Annotated in this window: 15 protein-coding genes; 8 read left to right on the plus strand and 7 right to left on the minus strand. The window is 47.1% G+C overall.

What is annotated here, in order from left to right:
• Positions 1-215: 215 nt before the first annotated feature.
• Positions 216-1,652 (minus strand): lysozyme inhibitor LprI family protein, encoded by a 1,437-nt coding sequence (locus tag KHS78_RS12060; protein ID WP_211828719.1) that lies wholly within the window; start codon positions 1,650-1,652, stop codon positions 216-218.
• 211 nt (positions 1,653-1,863) lie between these two features.
• Between KHS78_RS12060 and KHS78_RS12065 the strand changes: the two genes are divergently transcribed.
• The 4 genes from KHS78_RS12065 to KHS78_RS12080 all read left to right on the plus strand — a co-directional run bounded on the left by KHS78_RS12065 (position 1,864) and on the right by KHS78_RS12080 (position 6,339).
• Entirely contained in the window at positions 1,864-2,082 is a 219-nt protein-coding gene (locus KHS78_RS12065) for a hypothetical protein (protein ID WP_211828720.1), read from the plus strand.
• 73 nt (positions 2,083-2,155) lie between these two features.
• Positions 2,156-5,173, plus strand: coding sequence for a CHAT domain-containing tetratricopeptide repeat protein (locus KHS78_RS12070; RefSeq protein WP_211828721.1), 3,018 nt, complete (start codon positions 2,156-2,158; stop codon positions 5,171-5,173).
• A 75-nt stretch (positions 5,174-5,248) separates the two neighbouring features.
• Positions 5,249-5,854 (plus strand): sigma-70 family RNA polymerase sigma factor, encoded by a 606-nt coding sequence (locus KHS78_RS12075; protein ID WP_211828722.1) that lies wholly within the window; start codon positions 5,249-5,251, stop codon positions 5,852-5,854.
• Positions 5,851-6,339: a hypothetical protein gene (locus KHS78_RS12080; RefSeq protein WP_211828723.1), complete on the plus strand. Its 489-nt coding sequence runs from the start codon at positions 5,851-5,853 to the stop codon at positions 6,337-6,339. The genes KHS78_RS12075 and KHS78_RS12080 overlap by 4 nt, the downstream gene beginning before the upstream one ends.
• A 72-nt stretch (positions 6,340-6,411) precedes the next feature.
• Here the strand turns inward: KHS78_RS12080 and KHS78_RS12085 are convergent, their stop codons facing one another.
• From KHS78_RS12085 to KHS78_RS12105, 5 genes are all read right to left on the minus strand, one after another.
• Entirely contained in the window at positions 6,412-6,909 is a 498-nt protein-coding gene (locus KHS78_RS12085; protein ID WP_211828724.1) for a CidA/LrgA family protein, read from the minus strand.
• Positions 6,910-7,014: 105 nt separating this feature from the next.
• Positions 7,015-7,233, minus strand: a complete 219-nt coding sequence (locus KHS78_RS12090) for a hypothetical protein (RefSeq protein ID WP_211828725.1) — start codon at positions 7,231-7,233, stop codon at positions 7,015-7,017.
• Positions 7,234-7,999: 766 nt separating this feature from the next.
• The gene (locus KHS78_RS12095; protein ID WP_211828726.1) at positions 8,000-8,356 is read right to left on the minus strand and encodes a peptidase associated/transthyretin-like domain-containing protein; all 357 of its coding nucleotides are present in this window, start codon (positions 8,354-8,356) and stop codon (positions 8,000-8,002) included.
• Between the two features lie 148 nt (positions 8,357-8,504).
• Positions 8,505-10,385, minus strand: coding sequence for a hypothetical protein (locus KHS78_RS12100; RefSeq protein ID WP_211828727.1), 1,881 nt, complete (start codon positions 10,383-10,385; stop codon positions 8,505-8,507).
• A gap of 389 nt (positions 10,386-10,774) precedes the next feature.
• On the minus strand, positions 10,775-11,818 hold the full coding sequence (locus KHS78_RS12105) for a restriction endonuclease (RefSeq protein ID WP_211828728.1): 1,044 nt from the start codon (positions 11,816-11,818) through the stop codon (positions 10,775-10,777).
• Positions 11,819-12,472: 654 nt separating this feature from the next.
• Between KHS78_RS12105 and KHS78_RS12110 the strand changes: the two genes are divergently transcribed.
• The 4 genes from KHS78_RS12110 to KHS78_RS12125 all read left to right on the plus strand — a co-directional run bounded on the left by KHS78_RS12110 (position 12,473) and on the right by KHS78_RS12125 (position 17,023).
• Positions 12,473-12,667, plus strand: coding sequence for a hypothetical protein (locus KHS78_RS12110; protein WP_211828729.1), 195 nt, complete (start codon positions 12,473-12,475; stop codon positions 12,665-12,667).
• 17 nt (positions 12,668-12,684) lie between these two features.
• Positions 12,685-12,891, plus strand: coding sequence for a hypothetical protein (locus KHS78_RS12115; RefSeq protein WP_211828730.1), 207 nt, complete (start codon positions 12,685-12,687; stop codon positions 12,889-12,891).
• A gap of 270 nt (positions 12,892-13,161) precedes the next feature.
• The gene (locus KHS78_RS12120) at positions 13,162-14,973 is read left to right on the plus strand and encodes a DEAD/DEAH box helicase (RefSeq protein WP_211828731.1); all 1,812 of its coding nucleotides are present in this window, start codon (positions 13,162-13,164) and stop codon (positions 14,971-14,973) included.
• Positions 14,954-17,023: a DEAD/DEAH box helicase gene (locus tag KHS78_RS12125; protein ID WP_211828732.1), complete on the plus strand. Its 2,070-nt coding sequence runs from the start codon at positions 14,954-14,956 to the stop codon at positions 17,021-17,023. Before KHS78_RS12120 ends, KHS78_RS12125 begins: the two co-directional genes overlap by 20 nt.
• Positions 17,024-17,190: 167 nt before the next feature.
• Here KHS78_RS12125 and KHS78_RS12130 read toward each other — a convergent pair whose 3' ends face one another.
• Positions 17,191-17,460, minus strand: coding sequence for a pyocin activator PrtN family protein (locus KHS78_RS12130; protein ID WP_211828733.1), 270 nt, complete (start codon positions 17,458-17,460; stop codon positions 17,191-17,193).
• Positions 17,461-17,614: the final 154 nt, after the last annotated feature.

A 17,614-nucleotide genomic window follows, 5' to 3' on the forward strand; every position in this document is an offset into this window, starting at 1 on the left:
CATGAAGTATTGACCTTAAAGTTTCTTGCAAGTCACGATTTTGCATCCCTGCACATTTGAATAATTCGTTGCATTCAGCCCATAGACTTGGATGTATGATCGACATGCAAATATAAAAAACATGCGTTTTTAGGTAAATATGGATATTTACAAATTCATGACATCCAAAGTAAGGTGATACAGTTCTAAATATAGGGATTAAACCTAGCTAATTTTTATTCCATATAGTCGTTTAATCTGTCAAGCTGAGCAGACCTCGCCTGAGTCAGTAATGTGCCCCATTGTTCAATCGATACATCAGGATTGATGGTATGTAAAAAGCGCGATAACTGATCACGGTAACCGATCCACTGACGCTGAACCTTTCGGACATCCTCCGCTGTAACTCGCAAGTTGAAAGCTTCATACGGCTGCTTGCGTAATTTATCAATCACTGTTTGATAGATTTTATTCAGTGCCTTATCTGCAGACTTATAGTCTGTTGTCGGTATTGGAACTTGCTTCTCAACAACAAGATTGATCAGGCCAATAAAAGCATCAAGCTGGTTTGTGGTGGAAGCCTGAACCCAAGCGTTTCTACCGCTCCCGGCATGAAACTCTTCTGTTTCAGCTTTGGTTTCAATAAAGGTTTTAGCGACGTCATATATCTGCTGCAGATAGATAAAGTTTTCGGAAGAGAAGTGTGGCTTCAACTGTTCTAGTCTGGCAAAACGCTCCTTTTCTGCAGCCTGCTCCATGCGCATGGCACAATAACCGGCACCGTAGCCACTTGTGATGTGATCACAGATGTTAAACGGCTTTTGTGTACCCGCTTTCCATTGCGCATGTACCGTTTCTACGGCATCTTCCGTTTCAGCGATAGCCCAGCCGCCACGGCACACCAGCTGCAGGGTTAAGCGATCGTCCTCTCTGAGAAAACGCCCGCCACGTGAAGCTTCCTCCGCCAGTTCCCAGACAAAATACTCAAGTCCACGGCTTTCTTCATACAGTTGAGTCAGACCGTATTTTGACAAAAAGGCTGGCAAGCTGAACTTCCCTGCTTCGGCGCACCGTGACAATATCGAGGTTTTACTGGCACTGATGGCATCAGGATTAAAGCGCAATGCGGATTGCACTATTCGCAATGCCATGGCGGGGTCTGAAGCCTGTTCACTTTCAGCGTTATAAAACAAACGATCCAGCACAATCTCCAGCGCTTTTTCATGGCCAAGTCGTGCTGCATCCAGGTAGTGCTCAAATGCCTGTTGCGGTTCAAGGTCAAACTTTGTGGCGAGAGCATAGCTGGCCTCACCCGAATGCTGTTCTGCAGCCTGTGCAAATAATGCAAGGGCTTTCTTTTTCTGGCCCGCAGTATATGCGTGTTCGGCGTTCTCAAGGATCGCATCGACATCACGTCTGCTGTTCTGAGCGATGTCAGGTGCTTGTGACGCTGGGCTGCTTTCCTGAACACTCAACGACAATGTTTTAGACACCATATTTCCCAAAGCTCTGCGGTAATAGTTCGAATCATTATCAGAGGGCACGTTATGGCTTTCTGAACTGACAGATACCGCTAAAGCACCTGATGTACCGAGCAAAAAGGTAATCGTAAAAGCAAATAGTCTGCTCCTATTGATAGCTCTTTTTCCTCTAACCATCGTTACAGTGGGCATTACGCAAACCTTCATTGTTGAATGTGTCAGCCAGCTCAGCTTTGTATGATGGCTGAGCAACTCAAGGGATTCTTTGGATTAAACGATTGACGAAACTGCGAGGGGCTAAAAAATATTTTTCCAATCATTACCCCCGGAGCATCCCGTCATTCGTTATGCAATGAGTGGTGGCTATCCAGCCCCAATCAATCTCTACAAAAGGATCATGGTAATGACACAAGACAACAATGTTTTTTATCGCCTGGCTCGAGTTATCAAATGGGCTGGTGTGCTCTTTAGCGTTGTGTCTCTGATCCTGTTTAGTATCTGGTGGTTTAATGGATTACTTGCTTTCTGGCAGGCTCTTCTGGCACAGGCTGTCATCGGCGGCCTGAGTATGTGTATCACATCAGCAAGCAGCTATTTGCTTACCGGTAAGACGCAAGTATAAGGTCGTATATTAGGCGGGGGGGGCATGCGTTATGTTTTACCTGTATTGATTTTGGAACGTTTGCCTTTCACCCATGTTTTATAACTTCTGCCGACGAGTCATTCTTACTTTATCGTTCATTGTCGCACTATCCGGTTGTGATGCTGTTGAGCAAGCGGAAACAGGTGTGTTAATGAAGGCTGAAGTACTGTTCAAGGAAGGTCATTTCAACGAATCATTCACGCTCTATGAGAAAAATCTCGATCCATCAACGTTGATAGCAGGTATTGATGAAGCCAACTACAGCAGGATGGCAATGGCTCTTGGCATGATGGGCAAAGGCCAGACTGCTGTGGATTTGCTACAGGAGCGACTTCGTTTATATCAGGCAACTGCAAAGCCTGCCGACAAGGCGTTGCTGGAGTTAACCGCCAGTATCATGTTTCTACAGCTGATGGCACAGGATCCTGCAGCTGCTATAGAAACAGCCAGAAAACTACCGACTGACGTCACCCGCCAGGGCGCGGAAGCTTCCCGTTTATTTTTAATACTGGGTGAAGCCTGGATCCAGATGGGTGACTATGTTCATGCCGAGCGCGCCTATCAGTTAGCGATGATGGAAGCGGACGATGTATTGACCAAAACATCGATCATTAACCGTTATGGGACTCTGCTTAACGAAACACGTCGAACTCGAGCAGCCATTGATCTTTTCAGGCAGCTGGAGACATTGTCTCCCCCAGATCGAGAAGCTGATCTTGCACTGTACAACAATGACAGAGCCGTCGGCCTTATTTTGTATGGCAAGCTTCTTATGGAAAGGGCGGAAGCCAAGCCCGCCTTGCGAGCTGAAACTGTTGAAAAGGTCGGAAAGCTCTATCTTGAGGCGATGAAACTGGTAAACAAGCTGCCCGAGACAACATTTTTCCAAGGCACAAAGCATTACGTAAATCTCGAAACAGGCAAAGCCATGGAGACGATGGGGTATCCAGACATGGCGATAGAGCTTTACAACATGATGCAGTCTAATCTGTTTTCGCACTCCACAGAGGATCCCATGACAGCGCGTGTGGCATGGGATGTGGCTGTGCGTCACAGCAGGCTCACCAATGTTGCAAATAATAAGCAAGTCCAGCTTGCCGAGGCCAGAGTCAATACCTACCTGCAGACATTCCCTTTAGATAGCCAGCAATTACTGGCGCCTTTGGCTGACTTGGCACTAACACAACTCAGAAATGGTCAGGTCGAACAGGCACGTAACATGGTGGATATTGCCATTACTAACTATGCCAAACCTATCGCTGATTATGGTGTTTGTTTTAGTGGCCTTGAAAACCTGTATGCCGATGATCTGGTAACACTCTATGATCCAAAAACCTTGTTACGTTACGCTAATGCGATATTAACGAAATTCTTGATCGCCAATAGCCGTGGACTCAATGTATGGCAATCTAATAATTGCCGTATGGCGTTATATACCATCCTTTGGACAATGGAGATGCTGCAAGATCAGGTGGATGATCCCGCTGATCAAGACCTACTGGATTCCATCGTCGTTTTAGCAGCACAGATTCATCAATATGGCCCGCTGGCACACTCATTAGTAATGCGTAAACTAAAAAATGATTCGGTTAATCAACCCTATCATGATGATTTCAACCGTATCGTTGCTATTGGTGAGCGGCAGACACGACTGAGAGCACAGCTTCGGCATCTTTTGGCAGAAGGCTTTGGAGATAACCAGTCGAAAGTGGAGAACGTATCCCAAGAGATTGAAAATCTCGCACTGGAATACGATAGGCTTATAGCGAGTATTCCGGAAAAATACCCGAACGCGACACCGCCACAGATCCCTCTACCGGTGAGTCCCCTTTCACTTCAACAGCATCTTGATCGTGATGACGCCATCATCATCTGGCTTGTTGAGGATTACGATGCGCTGGCTGTTGTCATCACACGAGATGAGGTACAAACAGTGCCTCTCTCTGTCTCTCTTGATGAAATAGAACAACGGGTGACTGAGACTCGCGCTAGCCTTGATCAGCCTGGCCTACGCTCGGCAATGGATATTCGTCCCTTTGCAATGGAGCCTGCCTACCAGTTATATCAGGACACCTTCAAACCGCTACAACCTTACTTGAAGGGTAAAAAGAACCTTTACCTGCTTCCGGATGGACCTCTGGCAAAGCTGCCGTTACAAATTCTGCCAACTCAGTTGCCTGAGAAGGCTATTTCATCACCACTGGATTTTGTGCGTTATCGTTCGGTGTCATGGCTTGGTAACGAGTATCTGATGAGCTATCAGCCATCTTTGAGCAATCTCCATACCCAGCTGACGTCACCCAAAGCGACATCCGATAAAAGCAAACGGCTGGCGTATGCCGGCTTCGGCAATCCGAAAATGCAACCCGTTAAAACGATGGAAACGTGGGACAATGCGTTTACGGAGGCTGGTGAGCATCTGCAGGATATGCGTCAACAGTTTCACGCGTCGTTCAGCTTTATGGGGAATAGCACACAGGAAAGCTTGAGTCGTTTGGCTCCATTGCCAAAAACAGAGCAGCAGCTCCGTCGAATCGGGCAGATTCTGGGTGAAGATGACTATATTTATGTCGGGAAATCCGCAACGCTGGCCCAGTTGGAACAGTTACCGTTATCACGCTTTGAAACACTGGTATTTGCGACTCACGGTCTGATGGCGGGTGAAAGCACACCGGAGCCGGGGTTGGTTATGACTCCAGTTAATGGAGATTATTCAACCGCCATACTGGATAGCAGCACGATTGCAGGCCTGAAACTGGATGCAGACCGTGTCATTCTGTCCGCCTGCAATACTGGCGAACTCGGTGAGGAGAACGGACTAGCAAGTCTCAGCACGGCGTTTTTCTACGCCGGAGCAAGAAGCCTGTTAGTTTCACACTGGTCTACTGAGCAATCTGCGACAACAGCATTGATCGTTAAACTCTTTGCAGAACTTCAACTGTCACCGGAACAGGGGCTATCCGCCTCCTTACAACGGGCGGCACACGACATGCGTGATCATGACAAAAACCTGTTTCATGCTCACCCAATGTTCTGGGCACCATTTGTGGCTATTGGCCAGGACCACTAACAACTTTTACCACTAAAACGATGTACAACATGCCTTACTCAGTCCCTTATGGCATTTACGCAGGAGCCCGCTTGGATGTCTAACATAATGGCGGATGAAGCGCTTATTGAGCGCTATAACAATGGCGATGCAGCCGCTTTTGATATTCTCTATGAACGTTACCGGCAAAGCTTCTATAACTATATGGTTAAAACTACCGGTGATGCGGGGCTGGCAGATGATATTTATCACAACTGCTGGGAAAAGATCATTGAAAAACAGGAAGAATTTGTTCTGAGGATTCAGGCTGGCGATCCACCGTTCAAGTTTGCCAGTTATCTCTTCTCAATGGGTAAAAATGCCTGGCTGGATCATACGCGTTCTGCCTCTTACAAACGTCAGGTATCGTTAGACGGCGACAGTGATGATGAAGAAAGTGTCTCACCATTAAGTGGTTTCAGTTGTGATGACACAACCAACCCGGATGAACAGTACCGGCATAAACAATTACTGAAAAAAATTAACGAAGCGATTGGCCTGCTGGCTCCTGAACAGCGTGAAGCCTTCATGCTGACTCGGGAAAATCGCCTGACTCTGGAGCAAGTCGCTGAAATCCAGGGGGTTGGCCGGGAAACGGTTAAAAGCCGCAACAAATATGCGCTTCAGAAGCTGAAGCATCTCTTGCAGGAGTGGTTGCCATGACAGATTCCAACGAACGTGAACTGCAGGCTTTTGATGAGGCGCTTACACCACTCTATAAGGAAGCCATGATCGACCCGCCAGATCATCTGGATAACGCAATCAAGGCAAAGGCCCGTCGTGCGGTGAGTGCAGGTCCATCACGGGTAACATTAGACAGTACTCAGACAAAAGCCGGTTTTTTCCGTCGCCGCGAACTCTGGCAAGTACCACTATCGCTTGCTGCTGGCTTGATGCTGGGTGTTCTCATTATGCCAGGTACTCGCCAGACTGATACCTCGGACATCTCATCCAGTGAAATGGTTTTCATGGGGGATCAGCATACGGCGTCTGAGGAAGTTTCTTCTCTGGAAAACCTGCCACCAGAGGAATGGGTGCGTACTATTGCCAGCTTGCTACTGCAGGGTGATACGAAGAAAGCGGAAGCCCTGTTGATAGTGTTTAATCGCCAGTTTCCTGAATTTACAACACAAGATAAAACTCACTAATATGTGATGCTCAGGGCTTTGGGCAACAAATATCGATAGCCCTGAGCATCACAATTTAAGTTAAAATTATGTTCAATCGCAGTGCTTTAATTGTAGTTCCGCGTATTTTTTTCCTGCGACATCGAAGTAATCCATTGCATAAGTAACCCCATATTCATTAACAAGCTTTCTTATTAGTTGATCTTGGCAATAGTTAACTTTTGCCTGAGCCATTGCACTTTTTAATTGCTGCGAGACCCCTGAATTGAAATTATTAACTTCAATATTGGCTGTTACGCGAAATGCAAATGTATTGCTTCCCGAAAAATAATTCACAGCCGTAATGCTTTCATATTGGTCAATTTGAATGGGTAATGATTGTCGCATTTTACGAACAACGTCTTGAGCAACACTATAAGGTATTTTTTTTGTTGAAGCATGTGCATCCCCATATTTTGCTATCCCTACAACTATTAGAGAGACAGCGCATATTACAATGATACGTTTCTCTTTTTTGAAAAACAAAGAGGCGACAATTCCGGCAGCGACTGGAATAATCATAAATCCGATAAAACGAAATAAAAAATCCATAAACATCCTAAATACAATTTTATTGCTAATATGTCTTGATAACTAATGTGAATTTAGAGTGATATTTTAATCAAAAGCCAGAAGTTAACTACTTGCAACTAATAATCATGCTTCTTGTTGTGACTGATGAACCATAAAGTCCAAACTGGTTTCCTGAGAATGCACTTCCTTGATCACCGCTTCTTTCAAGAACGACAAAACCACGACTACCACAAATATCACCTGCTTTTTCATAACACATGCCCCAGTTTCGGGCATTCCCTGAACAGTTAATGTTGTATCCTTCTTCTCCACCTGAGGTATATGTTCTGCTTGCTGTTGCACAACCTGTTAGTAGAAGTAGTATTGAGGCTGTGTAAAAAAATGGCTTCATAATATATTTGCTCCAAATACGCATGTAAGGTTTTAGTAAATTTCAAACAGCAAATTTATGTGTAAGCATAAGCGTAAGTTTCTTTAAGCTTATCTGTAAAAGCTGTATTTGTAATAGATAATGAATGATTTCTAATGTTTAGTTAGTGGCCAATGCTACCTGACTGACTAGGCCTTCGCCCGAGGCACAAGTAGCATAAACACCAGTCCTACATCAATGCCCCCTAAAATGTTGATTAAAATCCAATATCATTAACGAATAACATTCGGTTGCCAGACAAAAGGCTTTTCAAAGCATTTGTCGATCTGTTTTTTTGTGAGTTTTCCTGTATGTCTTTTTGCCTGAGCTGACCATACCGGACATTTGCTATCAAAGTTGCTGATAATGCCCATAGAGTTACGTCGGACTCCGAGTACTTTAGTGCTCATGTTTGCTATATCTCCAGTATTGCGTCGGAAGCCACCCGCTTAGTGATAGCTAAATCCAAATACCAACCCGTTTGATTACATAACAAACAATTGCCAACTAGCGGTAGTCTCTTCGTGTACTACCAGATCATTAATCAGCAAGATACGGATCGCATAGTTATATAACGAACGCTGCTGCCGGAAGGGGCTAAGCCAGGTGATTTTTTTTCATTGCACACAACCACACTCCCGAAAGCTTGTGGTTTGGCTTTATGGGAGGTGGTGATGCTGTCTTGATCAGCGCTCAGGATCAGTCGTTATTAACAGGACACATTGGCGTCACCGTATACAGTGTAGGGCTTGTCTTCCATGCCGCACCGGAGATCAGGTCAATGGGGATAGTGATCAGGCCAAAGTCAATGAAAATGCCAAGAAGAGTGGTGGCATCAAAAGATTCCCCTGTTTGGATAATGAGATCCTCACAACCTTCCTTGGTGACTTTGATCGTATGAGTATCGCCTTTATCGACCTGTGCCATCGCGTCGTCAATGCCCCGCTTGACGCCATCTACATAGATGACCGTTCCTTTTTCCAAGGAGTTGACACTGATCGTATCTTGCGTACCTTTAATTACAGAAGCACAGCCCGTCATTAATACTGAAAACATGCACATTGCAGTGATAATCAGTTTTTTTCATTCGTTTTACTCCAGTCTCCCTGTATTGAATGCACAGAGCTTACCGACAGGGAAACAGCAAGCCCTGAAAAAATGCGGTTAAAAAAATTGAGAACGACGTGTTGTATGGATTACTTATTCAGGCAGCCATCTCACAATCGATATCCACCATGCCGGCAACTTCCTGTATGAACTGATTCCAAATTCCCTGTGCTCGAATACGTACTAATTCCTCTGTGTCCCGGTAATCAGGGCTTTGAAACCAGAGAGCTGAAGCATCAGCAATACGATCCTTATATCCCGGCCCCTTTCCCCACTCTTTTTGCAGGCTGCGCCAATGATCCCAATCCTCCTTGAGTGGTTCCTTAATCATTTCGAGGGACAAGTTAAACCCCTGTGTGTAAATCTCTTGAGTCTGATGCTCAACGGTCGTTTTGATTTGATTGATGAAACCAGTCGCACTTGAATCCTGATCGGTTCTTTCCAGCAGATTATCCAGCAGGCAATCTATCTCTCTTTTGAGTGGTTCGAAGTGTGCCACCAGTTTGCTACGGCTTGATTGCGCCAAGACGTGATAAAAGTCCAGGTTGTACCATTGGCCTCGCCGGTTAACGCTAGCCCTGACACTCCCGGGATGCGAGTGACGGATTTCATTGGCCAGGTCTTTAAAAAAATCCTGTATGCCATCTACATTGACTATCACTTTCCGCAACCATGGCTCGAGTGTCGTTCTGACTGTTTCAATCGCTGGATTGACACGATGGCTTTCCGCTTCAAGAGACAGCTGTTGGATGGACGTCTCAAGGCTGTCAATTTCGCTGAAAAGACGAGCCTGCAGTCTGGCAAGCTTATCTGTGATGACAGACTGTAATGGTTCGATGTCGTCATTCAGTGCATTGTAAAACTCTATATCAATACCCTTCAGTCTTAAGGACTGCTGCAGCTGCTGTTCGACCTGTTCGTGACGAATAGCTCTGCCAAGATCGACATCATTAACGGCTTCATCAATGTCAGTGGTGTTTTCAGCATCACCTGAGCGATCCAGCACCAACAATAAAGTCTCATCTGCCAGGTAATCAGACTGGCCACTTTTCATAGCCACATCCAATAACGATTGAGTGGCCTTGTCTGGCGCATCATTAAACCCTGTGCACAGGATATTGAGTGTGCGGCGGCAGTTCATTTTATTCAGCAGATCCGCACGATTGGCAGTATCATCAATGCCTTTGGTGTCCTGAACATTAATGGTTCCAGCATCAGACGGAAACAGTGTCTGGTTGACCCGGATGATAATTTTTTCTGGCAATGTCGCATGTGAATGACGGCCATTGTTCAGTGCAGAAAAGGTACGCTGAAGCCAGAGCGCACTGTTCTCAATATCCCCTCCGGACGGTGTAAACGTGGTTTGGCAGCGATCCTCCAAATTGATGATGTCTTTGATCTTCTGAATAAACTGCTCTTTGTCCCCCAGCTCATCAAACAACTGTTCTGCAAGGTCAATTGACTGAATGCGCCTTTCTGTGGTTCGGGTTCGCTTGATCTGCAAGCCCAACATGTTGCGTAAAGCTCGCTCAACCTCGCTACTGGGTTTAAGGCCCGCAGTGGTGCCACTCAGCTCCTCCCCTCGTTTGCTGGAAAGGTACTGAGCAAATTCGTCAAGATAGGCATGAACGGTTTCTGGTGCGGACGGTACAATTGAAATACTGACGTCTTCAGCAGACTGAAGTTCTACTTCGCAGACAGTTGTACGACCACTGCCTGTATTGAGCATCGCACCATCTTCGGTATGTAGCCCAAGCAGATGGCATATTGCGGAGGTTTTACCCACTCCAACACGCCCCATGAACGAAATATTCCAGGTGTTGCCGCTCAGCCTTGTTATGGCATCGTCCAGTAATTTTCTGGTGTTCTGTAGTTTGTTAAGCAAGGTTGAATCCTGTTCAACCTTGTCCATGGTCTCAGCAATTTTGCAGCCAAGGTCAAGAGCTTTTTCCTGGTAGAGCTGAATATTGGTAGTCATGATGTTTATCTCGTTGGAACTATCACAGTTACCGATATAACGAGACAGAAATAGAGAAGGGGCTAACAAGTTAAATCTATAAGAACGATTTTTTTACTATTGAAAACAGAAGTAACATATTGACTTTATCTGAAGTACAAATTGGCAATCAATACATTGAGGGTATCACCCACGGAGCTGGCAGTTGCTACAACCAGTATTGGATATTATTGAGGAATATGTTGAATAAGTGGCTGATACGCTTGAATTAGCGTTCACCCTGACTGTCTAAGGCATTAAAGCTCTATCCAATACAACACCCCGCCCTTAGAGGGCGGGAAAAACCTGATTATCTACTCATATAAACTCAGGAAAAGATCATACTGCTGAACAAACAACTTAGCTGTAGATTAATCTACGGTTGCAACAGTCCAAACACGCTTCAAAGGAAGCTCAGCTTTGATTTCATCATCCAGTTTTTCGTAGTGCTGAAAAAGCTGTTCAAGCAAATCATGCTGTGTCCACAGACGCACCCGGAAAAAGCTGGACGCCAGTTCTTTTTGCACATTATTCTTGAAGCCGCCCCAAGCGATAAACAACCCTTGGGTTGCATTGAACTTGGTCATTGCACCCATTAGCTTGTCTACGGTAGGTCTGTCGATCTGGCCACTGCTGGATTTGACTTCAATACAGATGCGCTGTTGGCCAAACCCCATAGGACCATCTCCGGCTAGTATATCCACGCCTCCATCAGCACCTTCGGGGCTCTGCCAGCAAGTATATCCTTGAGCTTCCAGTATAGCTTTGACTAATCGCGTCAGGTTATGCCCTTTGAATTTCGCCTCTATCATCCTGATGATCTGACCGTGCCCCAACTCTTCCAGATCAGAATCCGCACTTTCATCACTGGCATCAGTCTGATTTGAATTGCCTGCGGTACTGGAAACAATCTGCTTCTGGGTTTCCGGCTGCCAGCCGGACGTGGCCATTTCGTTAAGCCGTGCCTCGGCATTATTTCGGGTGATTCGGCAAATGGTCAGAAATGCTCCAAAGCTGTAGAGCAGATCTTGGGAAAAATATGAACGCGGAACGCCTTCAGTCTCCCACTCTACCGAGCGCCAGTGGAAATAAGGATTCTCTGCGCCACTCTTATGTTGATACTCCGATGTTATCGTGCCTACATAGATAACCGGTTGAGTCTTTGAGGGCAGTATCACCCTATCCCCCAGCTTCATTGCATGAGCAAAAGGCCATATCTGACTAGCATTATTAATCAGCCGTTTAGGCTTTTCATCACCATAAAGCTGTCCTAAATGAGTAATTAGCTCACCGCGATCCTCAAAGCTGTAAAGGGAAATATCCAGATCATCCCAAGTCAGGTAAATACGTTTTTCCTGAAGAAACCTTTGCTCATACTGCCCCTGTGCACCAGCCCTAACCAGCCAAACTGCCATAATTTACTTGCCAAGCCCAAATAGAGGTGAAAATGTGAGAGATACCCATCAGAATGGGAACTCGATATTACCAGACAATGACAGAGTGTTCTGCAGCCGTATATTGGGATGATGTGCCACCCCATGAGGAGCTGCTAGCGAAAGAGCTGAAACTCATTTTTTACCCTTCCCTGTAATGCAGCATTAAAGCCCCTTGTGTGGTTACAACATAAAATACTCCTTATTTTTTGATCAATATTTTAAACACAAACCCAAAATAGGATCGCATTCTGTAAACCCACATTATTTTGGCGCACCTACATGTGCCATGAACTTCCTCTATAGCCCTCTCTTTCTATCAACTCCCCCCTCTGTGAGTACAAAAATTATTTTGGCGGTCATACCTCCATGGGGTTGTTTTCACACAAAGGGGGGGTACCGCCAAAATATGACTCTTTACGCGAGTCAGGAGTGTATTTTCACGCTACGCCACACGAAGCTGTCCATTATATTTTACGCCCTATTGAGTTCTTTTAATGAGCAAAACATAACCTGTGTGCGCAAGTGGTATGCACTTCCTGGCCTATAAAAACGTCAGTTGAATTGTGTGCATGTTGAGATACTCTCGCTATCAAAGAACGCCACAAAAACATCTGTGACAAGGAGAGTCGATACATGACAGATGATGAAGCTTACACCCTATGGGTAACGCTAGAAAAAGCCGCACGTTTGACCGGGTACAGTACGAATGCACTGCGCCTGAAGATTTATAACGATGTACTCACTGAGAATTATCATTGGATACGAGGCAAGGATGGGCGCCTTTTGATGAACATTGATACTTTTTGTGAGTGGATTGAGTATGGCTGATTCAAGGAGGAAACAGCATGCTGATCAAGAACCTTCTGATCCCCAAATGGATTACAGTCGCTTTGGCTGCCGAACTGACAGGCTATTCAAGCAAGGCGCTTAACCAGAAGATCGATAAAGGCCAGCTTCCCTATGGGGTAGTCTGGATCAATGCGCCTGATAACCGCCGCATGATAAACCTTCAACAATTCATGCGTTGGCTGGAAGGTGAGATTGAGACTTAGCATTAACCCTGCCTTGCCTGACAGTACTGGCTAAGGTGGGTTCTTTTGTACAACTGATCTGTTACTCGCTTCCGCCCTTTCCTAAAGCCACCAGCTTCAATGCTGACTATATGTTCAGGCAAGCATAGCCAGCACTATCTTGTTTTGGTTAAATACAGCCCATAAAGACGACAGATAAACAATAAATTGGGTGTGTACCCCCATGAAGAACCAAGCGTCTCTGCCATTACGCTCTAGATTGCACCACTGTGTTGATGGTCATACTGAGTAATGAGTACCGTCAGCGCCTACTCCACACAATCACTGACGCTACTTGAAACACTGCGTAAATTGGTGCTTGACGAAAAAGAAGCGGCAGATGCCCACCTTCGTGAAATCTGGCGCCGCCCCCTGAACGAGCGGATAGAAAAAGGCTGGTGCCTTCCATTGAGCCGAATGCAGCCAGGACCATTGCCCGATCAGCTAATTATTCACTTTAAAGAAAATCTGTCCCGTTTCCGTGAAGGGGATCTGGCTTGCCTTAATCCTGGCGACCCGTTTGAGCAACCCTGCTGGCATGAACTACTCATTGAAGAAGAAAACAGTTCAAGCCTCCTTGTCAGCCATAAGCAGGCACCAGACATTCTGGCCTTCTGCCAAAGCCACCAGCAGCTCTGGACTCTCGATACCGATACGATGGATCTGACGGCTTACTACCTGAACGCCATTGATGATCTTGGTAAAACCCGTATAGGTCGTGAACGGGTCCTGCCACTACTGCTAGGACAAGCTGATAGTGCCATGGATGCAGACGACTACCAGTTTGCCCACGAGTACGCTCTGCAAAGTGAATGCAACGATGATCAGGCCGATGCAATTGCCAGTGGATATGCGACAGCCCTCGATTTCTGCACCCAGGGGCCGCCTGGTACAGGCAAGACGCGCACCCTGGCCCACCTTGTAAGCTTGCTCGTAGAAAAGGGTGAACGGGTACTGGTCACCGCCCATACGCATATGGCGATCAATAATGCACTGAATAAGATACACGAACTCGCGCCTGAGCTTCCCATCGTCAAAGTCAGTGTTGCCAGCGGCAGCAAAGCCCTGAATCCCGCTATTGATCGTGTTGATCGTTTCAACCTGTGGGAACAGGCTTCAACTGCCAGTCATTATGTCGTCGGCGCCACGCCTTTTGCCTGTCGAAGTTCCCGACTGGCGAATCTTACCTTTGATACCGTCATTTTTGATGAAGCCAGTCAGGCGACAATCCCGCTGGCGTTGATGGCGATGTTAAGCGGCAAACGTTACCTGTTTTTTGGCGACCATCAACAGCTACCGCCAGTGTTACAGTCACGATCAAGGCTGCATGACCGCGAAGTATCTGTGTTTGAGCAGCTGATTCACAACCGGGAATCCGTCATGCTGACCGAAACCTGGCGTATGAATGAACCCCTCACTCGCTGGCCCAGCACACTGTTCTATGACAATCGGTTAACCGCTTCTCCACTGTCCCGCACACGTCAATTATCACTTCACTGCAACGATACACCGCTGGCGAATATTCTGAGCCCTGACGCCCCAATGGTCTGGCTTGACCAGCCACTCGGCACCGCACAATCTGTCAATGCCACTGAAGCAGAACAGATTGCCAACCTCTGCCGTGCCCTGATAAAAGGTGGCGTCAGCCCGAATGAGATCGGTGTTGTTGCCCCATTTCGTTCCCAGGGCAGGCAAATACGCAATGTGCTGCACACACTACTGGGGAGACCAGCCGAAAGCATCGTGACTGACACGGTAGAACGTATGCAGGGACAGGAACGGGACGTCATTCTGTTGTCACTGACCAGTACTGACAGCAACTTCGTCAGAGCCATCGCAGAGTTCTGGTATCAACCAGAGAGATTGAACGTATCGGTAACACGGGCTCGCTCAAAGCTGATTATTCTTGGCTGTGCCGAACTGCTTGACTGGACACCTGATAACCCGTTACTGGCACGATGGATCTCGGGGTTTCGTGCTCTTTACGCTGCCTGTCTTAAAAAAGACTGGCCAACCCATGATATTGACGTTAACAGGATGTCTCATGGCACGCTGCATTCCTGATAAGGCTTTAAACGACAGTACCGAAGCCGTAAGACTCTTCAATCTGCTGAAACGCTCGCTGGACGACAAGTACATTCTGCGCCAGCGCATCCCCGGCGAAGACTGGGCGCCGACATTCTGGATAGAACACGACAGCGGACGACATCTGTTCCTGGTCGTTTCGCCGGTTAAAGCCGGAGAGATTACGAAGCTGGCCACCAGCAACACGCCAGACTTATTTGGCAGTGCCAAAACAACCGCCCCTTTTGGTACCGGTGAACAACAGCACCTTGAAAGTTTCTATACACGGATTCAACAGGATCTCACTGGTTCGATGCCGACGGGCCTGATCAGAACCGTTGCCCCTGTCGCCGTGGTCTTTTTTAATTTGCGACAGGCTGATATCAAGGACCTGCTCGATAGCCCAACCGCTCTCCTTAAAACAACCCCCGCAACTTGTGGTGAACAACTGAAAGGAGAAAAAGGTGCTGTATGGATTAAACGCCACCTGGGCCTGAACGCCGGCAAGCTGCTGCCTGAATCACTGCGCAGGACATTCAGCCCGGAAACCATGGTTCCCACGTCCATCACAACGCGACGTATCAAGCGGCAGGACAAGCGTGAACGCCAGACCGGGTTCTTTCTGGACTATCAACAGGAGTGGGCCAGCAAGATCGATCTGGCCCCACCGGAAGAGCATGTGCAAATGAGCCGCGACTTTTCCCTTCGCCTGCTCAATGGCGTGGCAGGAGGCGGAAAATCCTTAATTCTCCTTTACCGCGCCCGCCTGCTTCGTCAACTGTTTCCAGACAGCCGTATACTCTGCCTGATACACAACCGCCCTGTTACCCGTGAAATGGAGCGACGCTACCGCATCCTGACCAACGATGACAATGGCGTACTCTGGCTGACCTTCATGGCCTGGTGCAAGCAGTTCTACCCGCAAGGCAAACCATTACAGCCCCATATTCGCCATTCTCTGATCAGTGGTATCCATCGGGAATTTCTCAGTCAGTCCCGCCTGACAGCATCCCAACTGGGAGATGAGTTCACGTTCATTAAAGATCGCCTGATTTTTTCGGAAACTGATTACCTGAATGCCGATCGCACAGGCCGTGGATTTGCCCTGAGGGAAAGTGAGCGAGCGCTCGTGTACAGAGCACTGGAAGCCTATGACCGCAAGGTCACCGCTATACCGCATCGTTTTGACTGGGCCGACCTGCCTCGCATTGTCTGGCAACAGTTTCAAAGCGGTACCGTCAGTGTGCCTCAGTATGAGCATGTTTTAATTGATGAAGCCCAATTCTTCGCACCCGTGTGGTTTGAGCTGGTCAAAATGATTACCAGCAAGGGCACGGGCCAACTGTTTCTCGCCGCCGATCCATCTCAAGGATTCCTTAAACGACGACTCAGCTGGGTTCAGGCTGGACTGGAAGTCCGGGGACGAACACATAGGCTGGATCGAAGCTACAGGACAACCACTGGCATACTCCAGGCTGCTACACGCTTCAGAAAGTTACGCCTGAGTGATGATCCGGAACAGTATGTAGAGCCTGCCTTCACAAATATGCCCGTTGGCGACAGTCCACGCCTGATTCTGACAGACTCACCCAATGATGAAATTCTTCGGACAGCCGGAGAGATCAAGTCTTTACTGAATGCCGGTATACCGGGGCGGGATATTCTTGTTGTCTATGCCGATGGCATCCGCCAACAACCCCTGACCGATGTATTTGAACAGGCATTAGGAAAAAAATGCTACTGGCTCATGACCTCGAAGGCCAAGGATAACGAACAGGCTGTCAGGTTATGCCCTTTAGGTGCTGCAACAGGGCTAGAAAGTCCCATTGTGTTTCTTCTTGGCTTGCAGGGATTACTGGATAAGGAATCTGCCCTGGAACTCACGGATGATGAACGAGCCGAACTGGTTGAAGAAAACACGCGAAAAATCTACATGGCCATGACCCGTGCCGGGCAGAAGCTGGCGATTACCTGGCCGAATGATGAAGTGCCAGAAGTGATGGTATCGGCGCTGAGCTCACCGTCCAATGAGAATGCTGTGGCTGTGTAGACGTCAACAGACACTCTCACAGCTTGGCTGAGGGTGGTGAATGTTTAGTAAGACAAACAGGGAAGGGCTTTCAGGATAGAGCAGGCTTGATGTTGTTCTGAATTATAAACCTGCTCTAGTGACAACTTTTTGATGGAGATGGTAACCGACTATCTCGCAATGGTGGGTTACTCGACACTACGAGTGCCTTTGATCATCTCCCAAGTGTCTGAATACATTTGATGCCGGTTATCCAGGTATTCCGCCAGATCTTTTAACCTGACCATGTAAGGCGCTTTACGGCTATCTGACATTCTTACCACAGGAACCGGTAACTGTTGGCTGGCTGCTGCCTGTTTGGCTTTCTTGGCGCAAAGATTGAAATACTCTTCGCATATGTCTTCCAGATGCACATACGGCTTTTGATATCTGGCGTATAAGACGAATTCTGTGTTCATGTTGGATATCCCTTCCCAAAAATATTACCTGATTACCACCTAACATAAGCCATTCTCCCGTCTAAACTTACGACACTGGTTTTCCTTGGGTTAGGAGACGTGTCATGGCCAGGAACAAAATCCAGTTTCAGAAAGGCATGAGCCTTGTGGAATT

It is taken from the genome of Kistimonas asteriae (assembly GCF_018263925.1).
GTDB classification, from domain to species: Bacteria; Pseudomonadota; Gammaproteobacteria; order Pseudomonadales; family Endozoicomonadaceae; genus Kistimonas; species Kistimonas asteriae.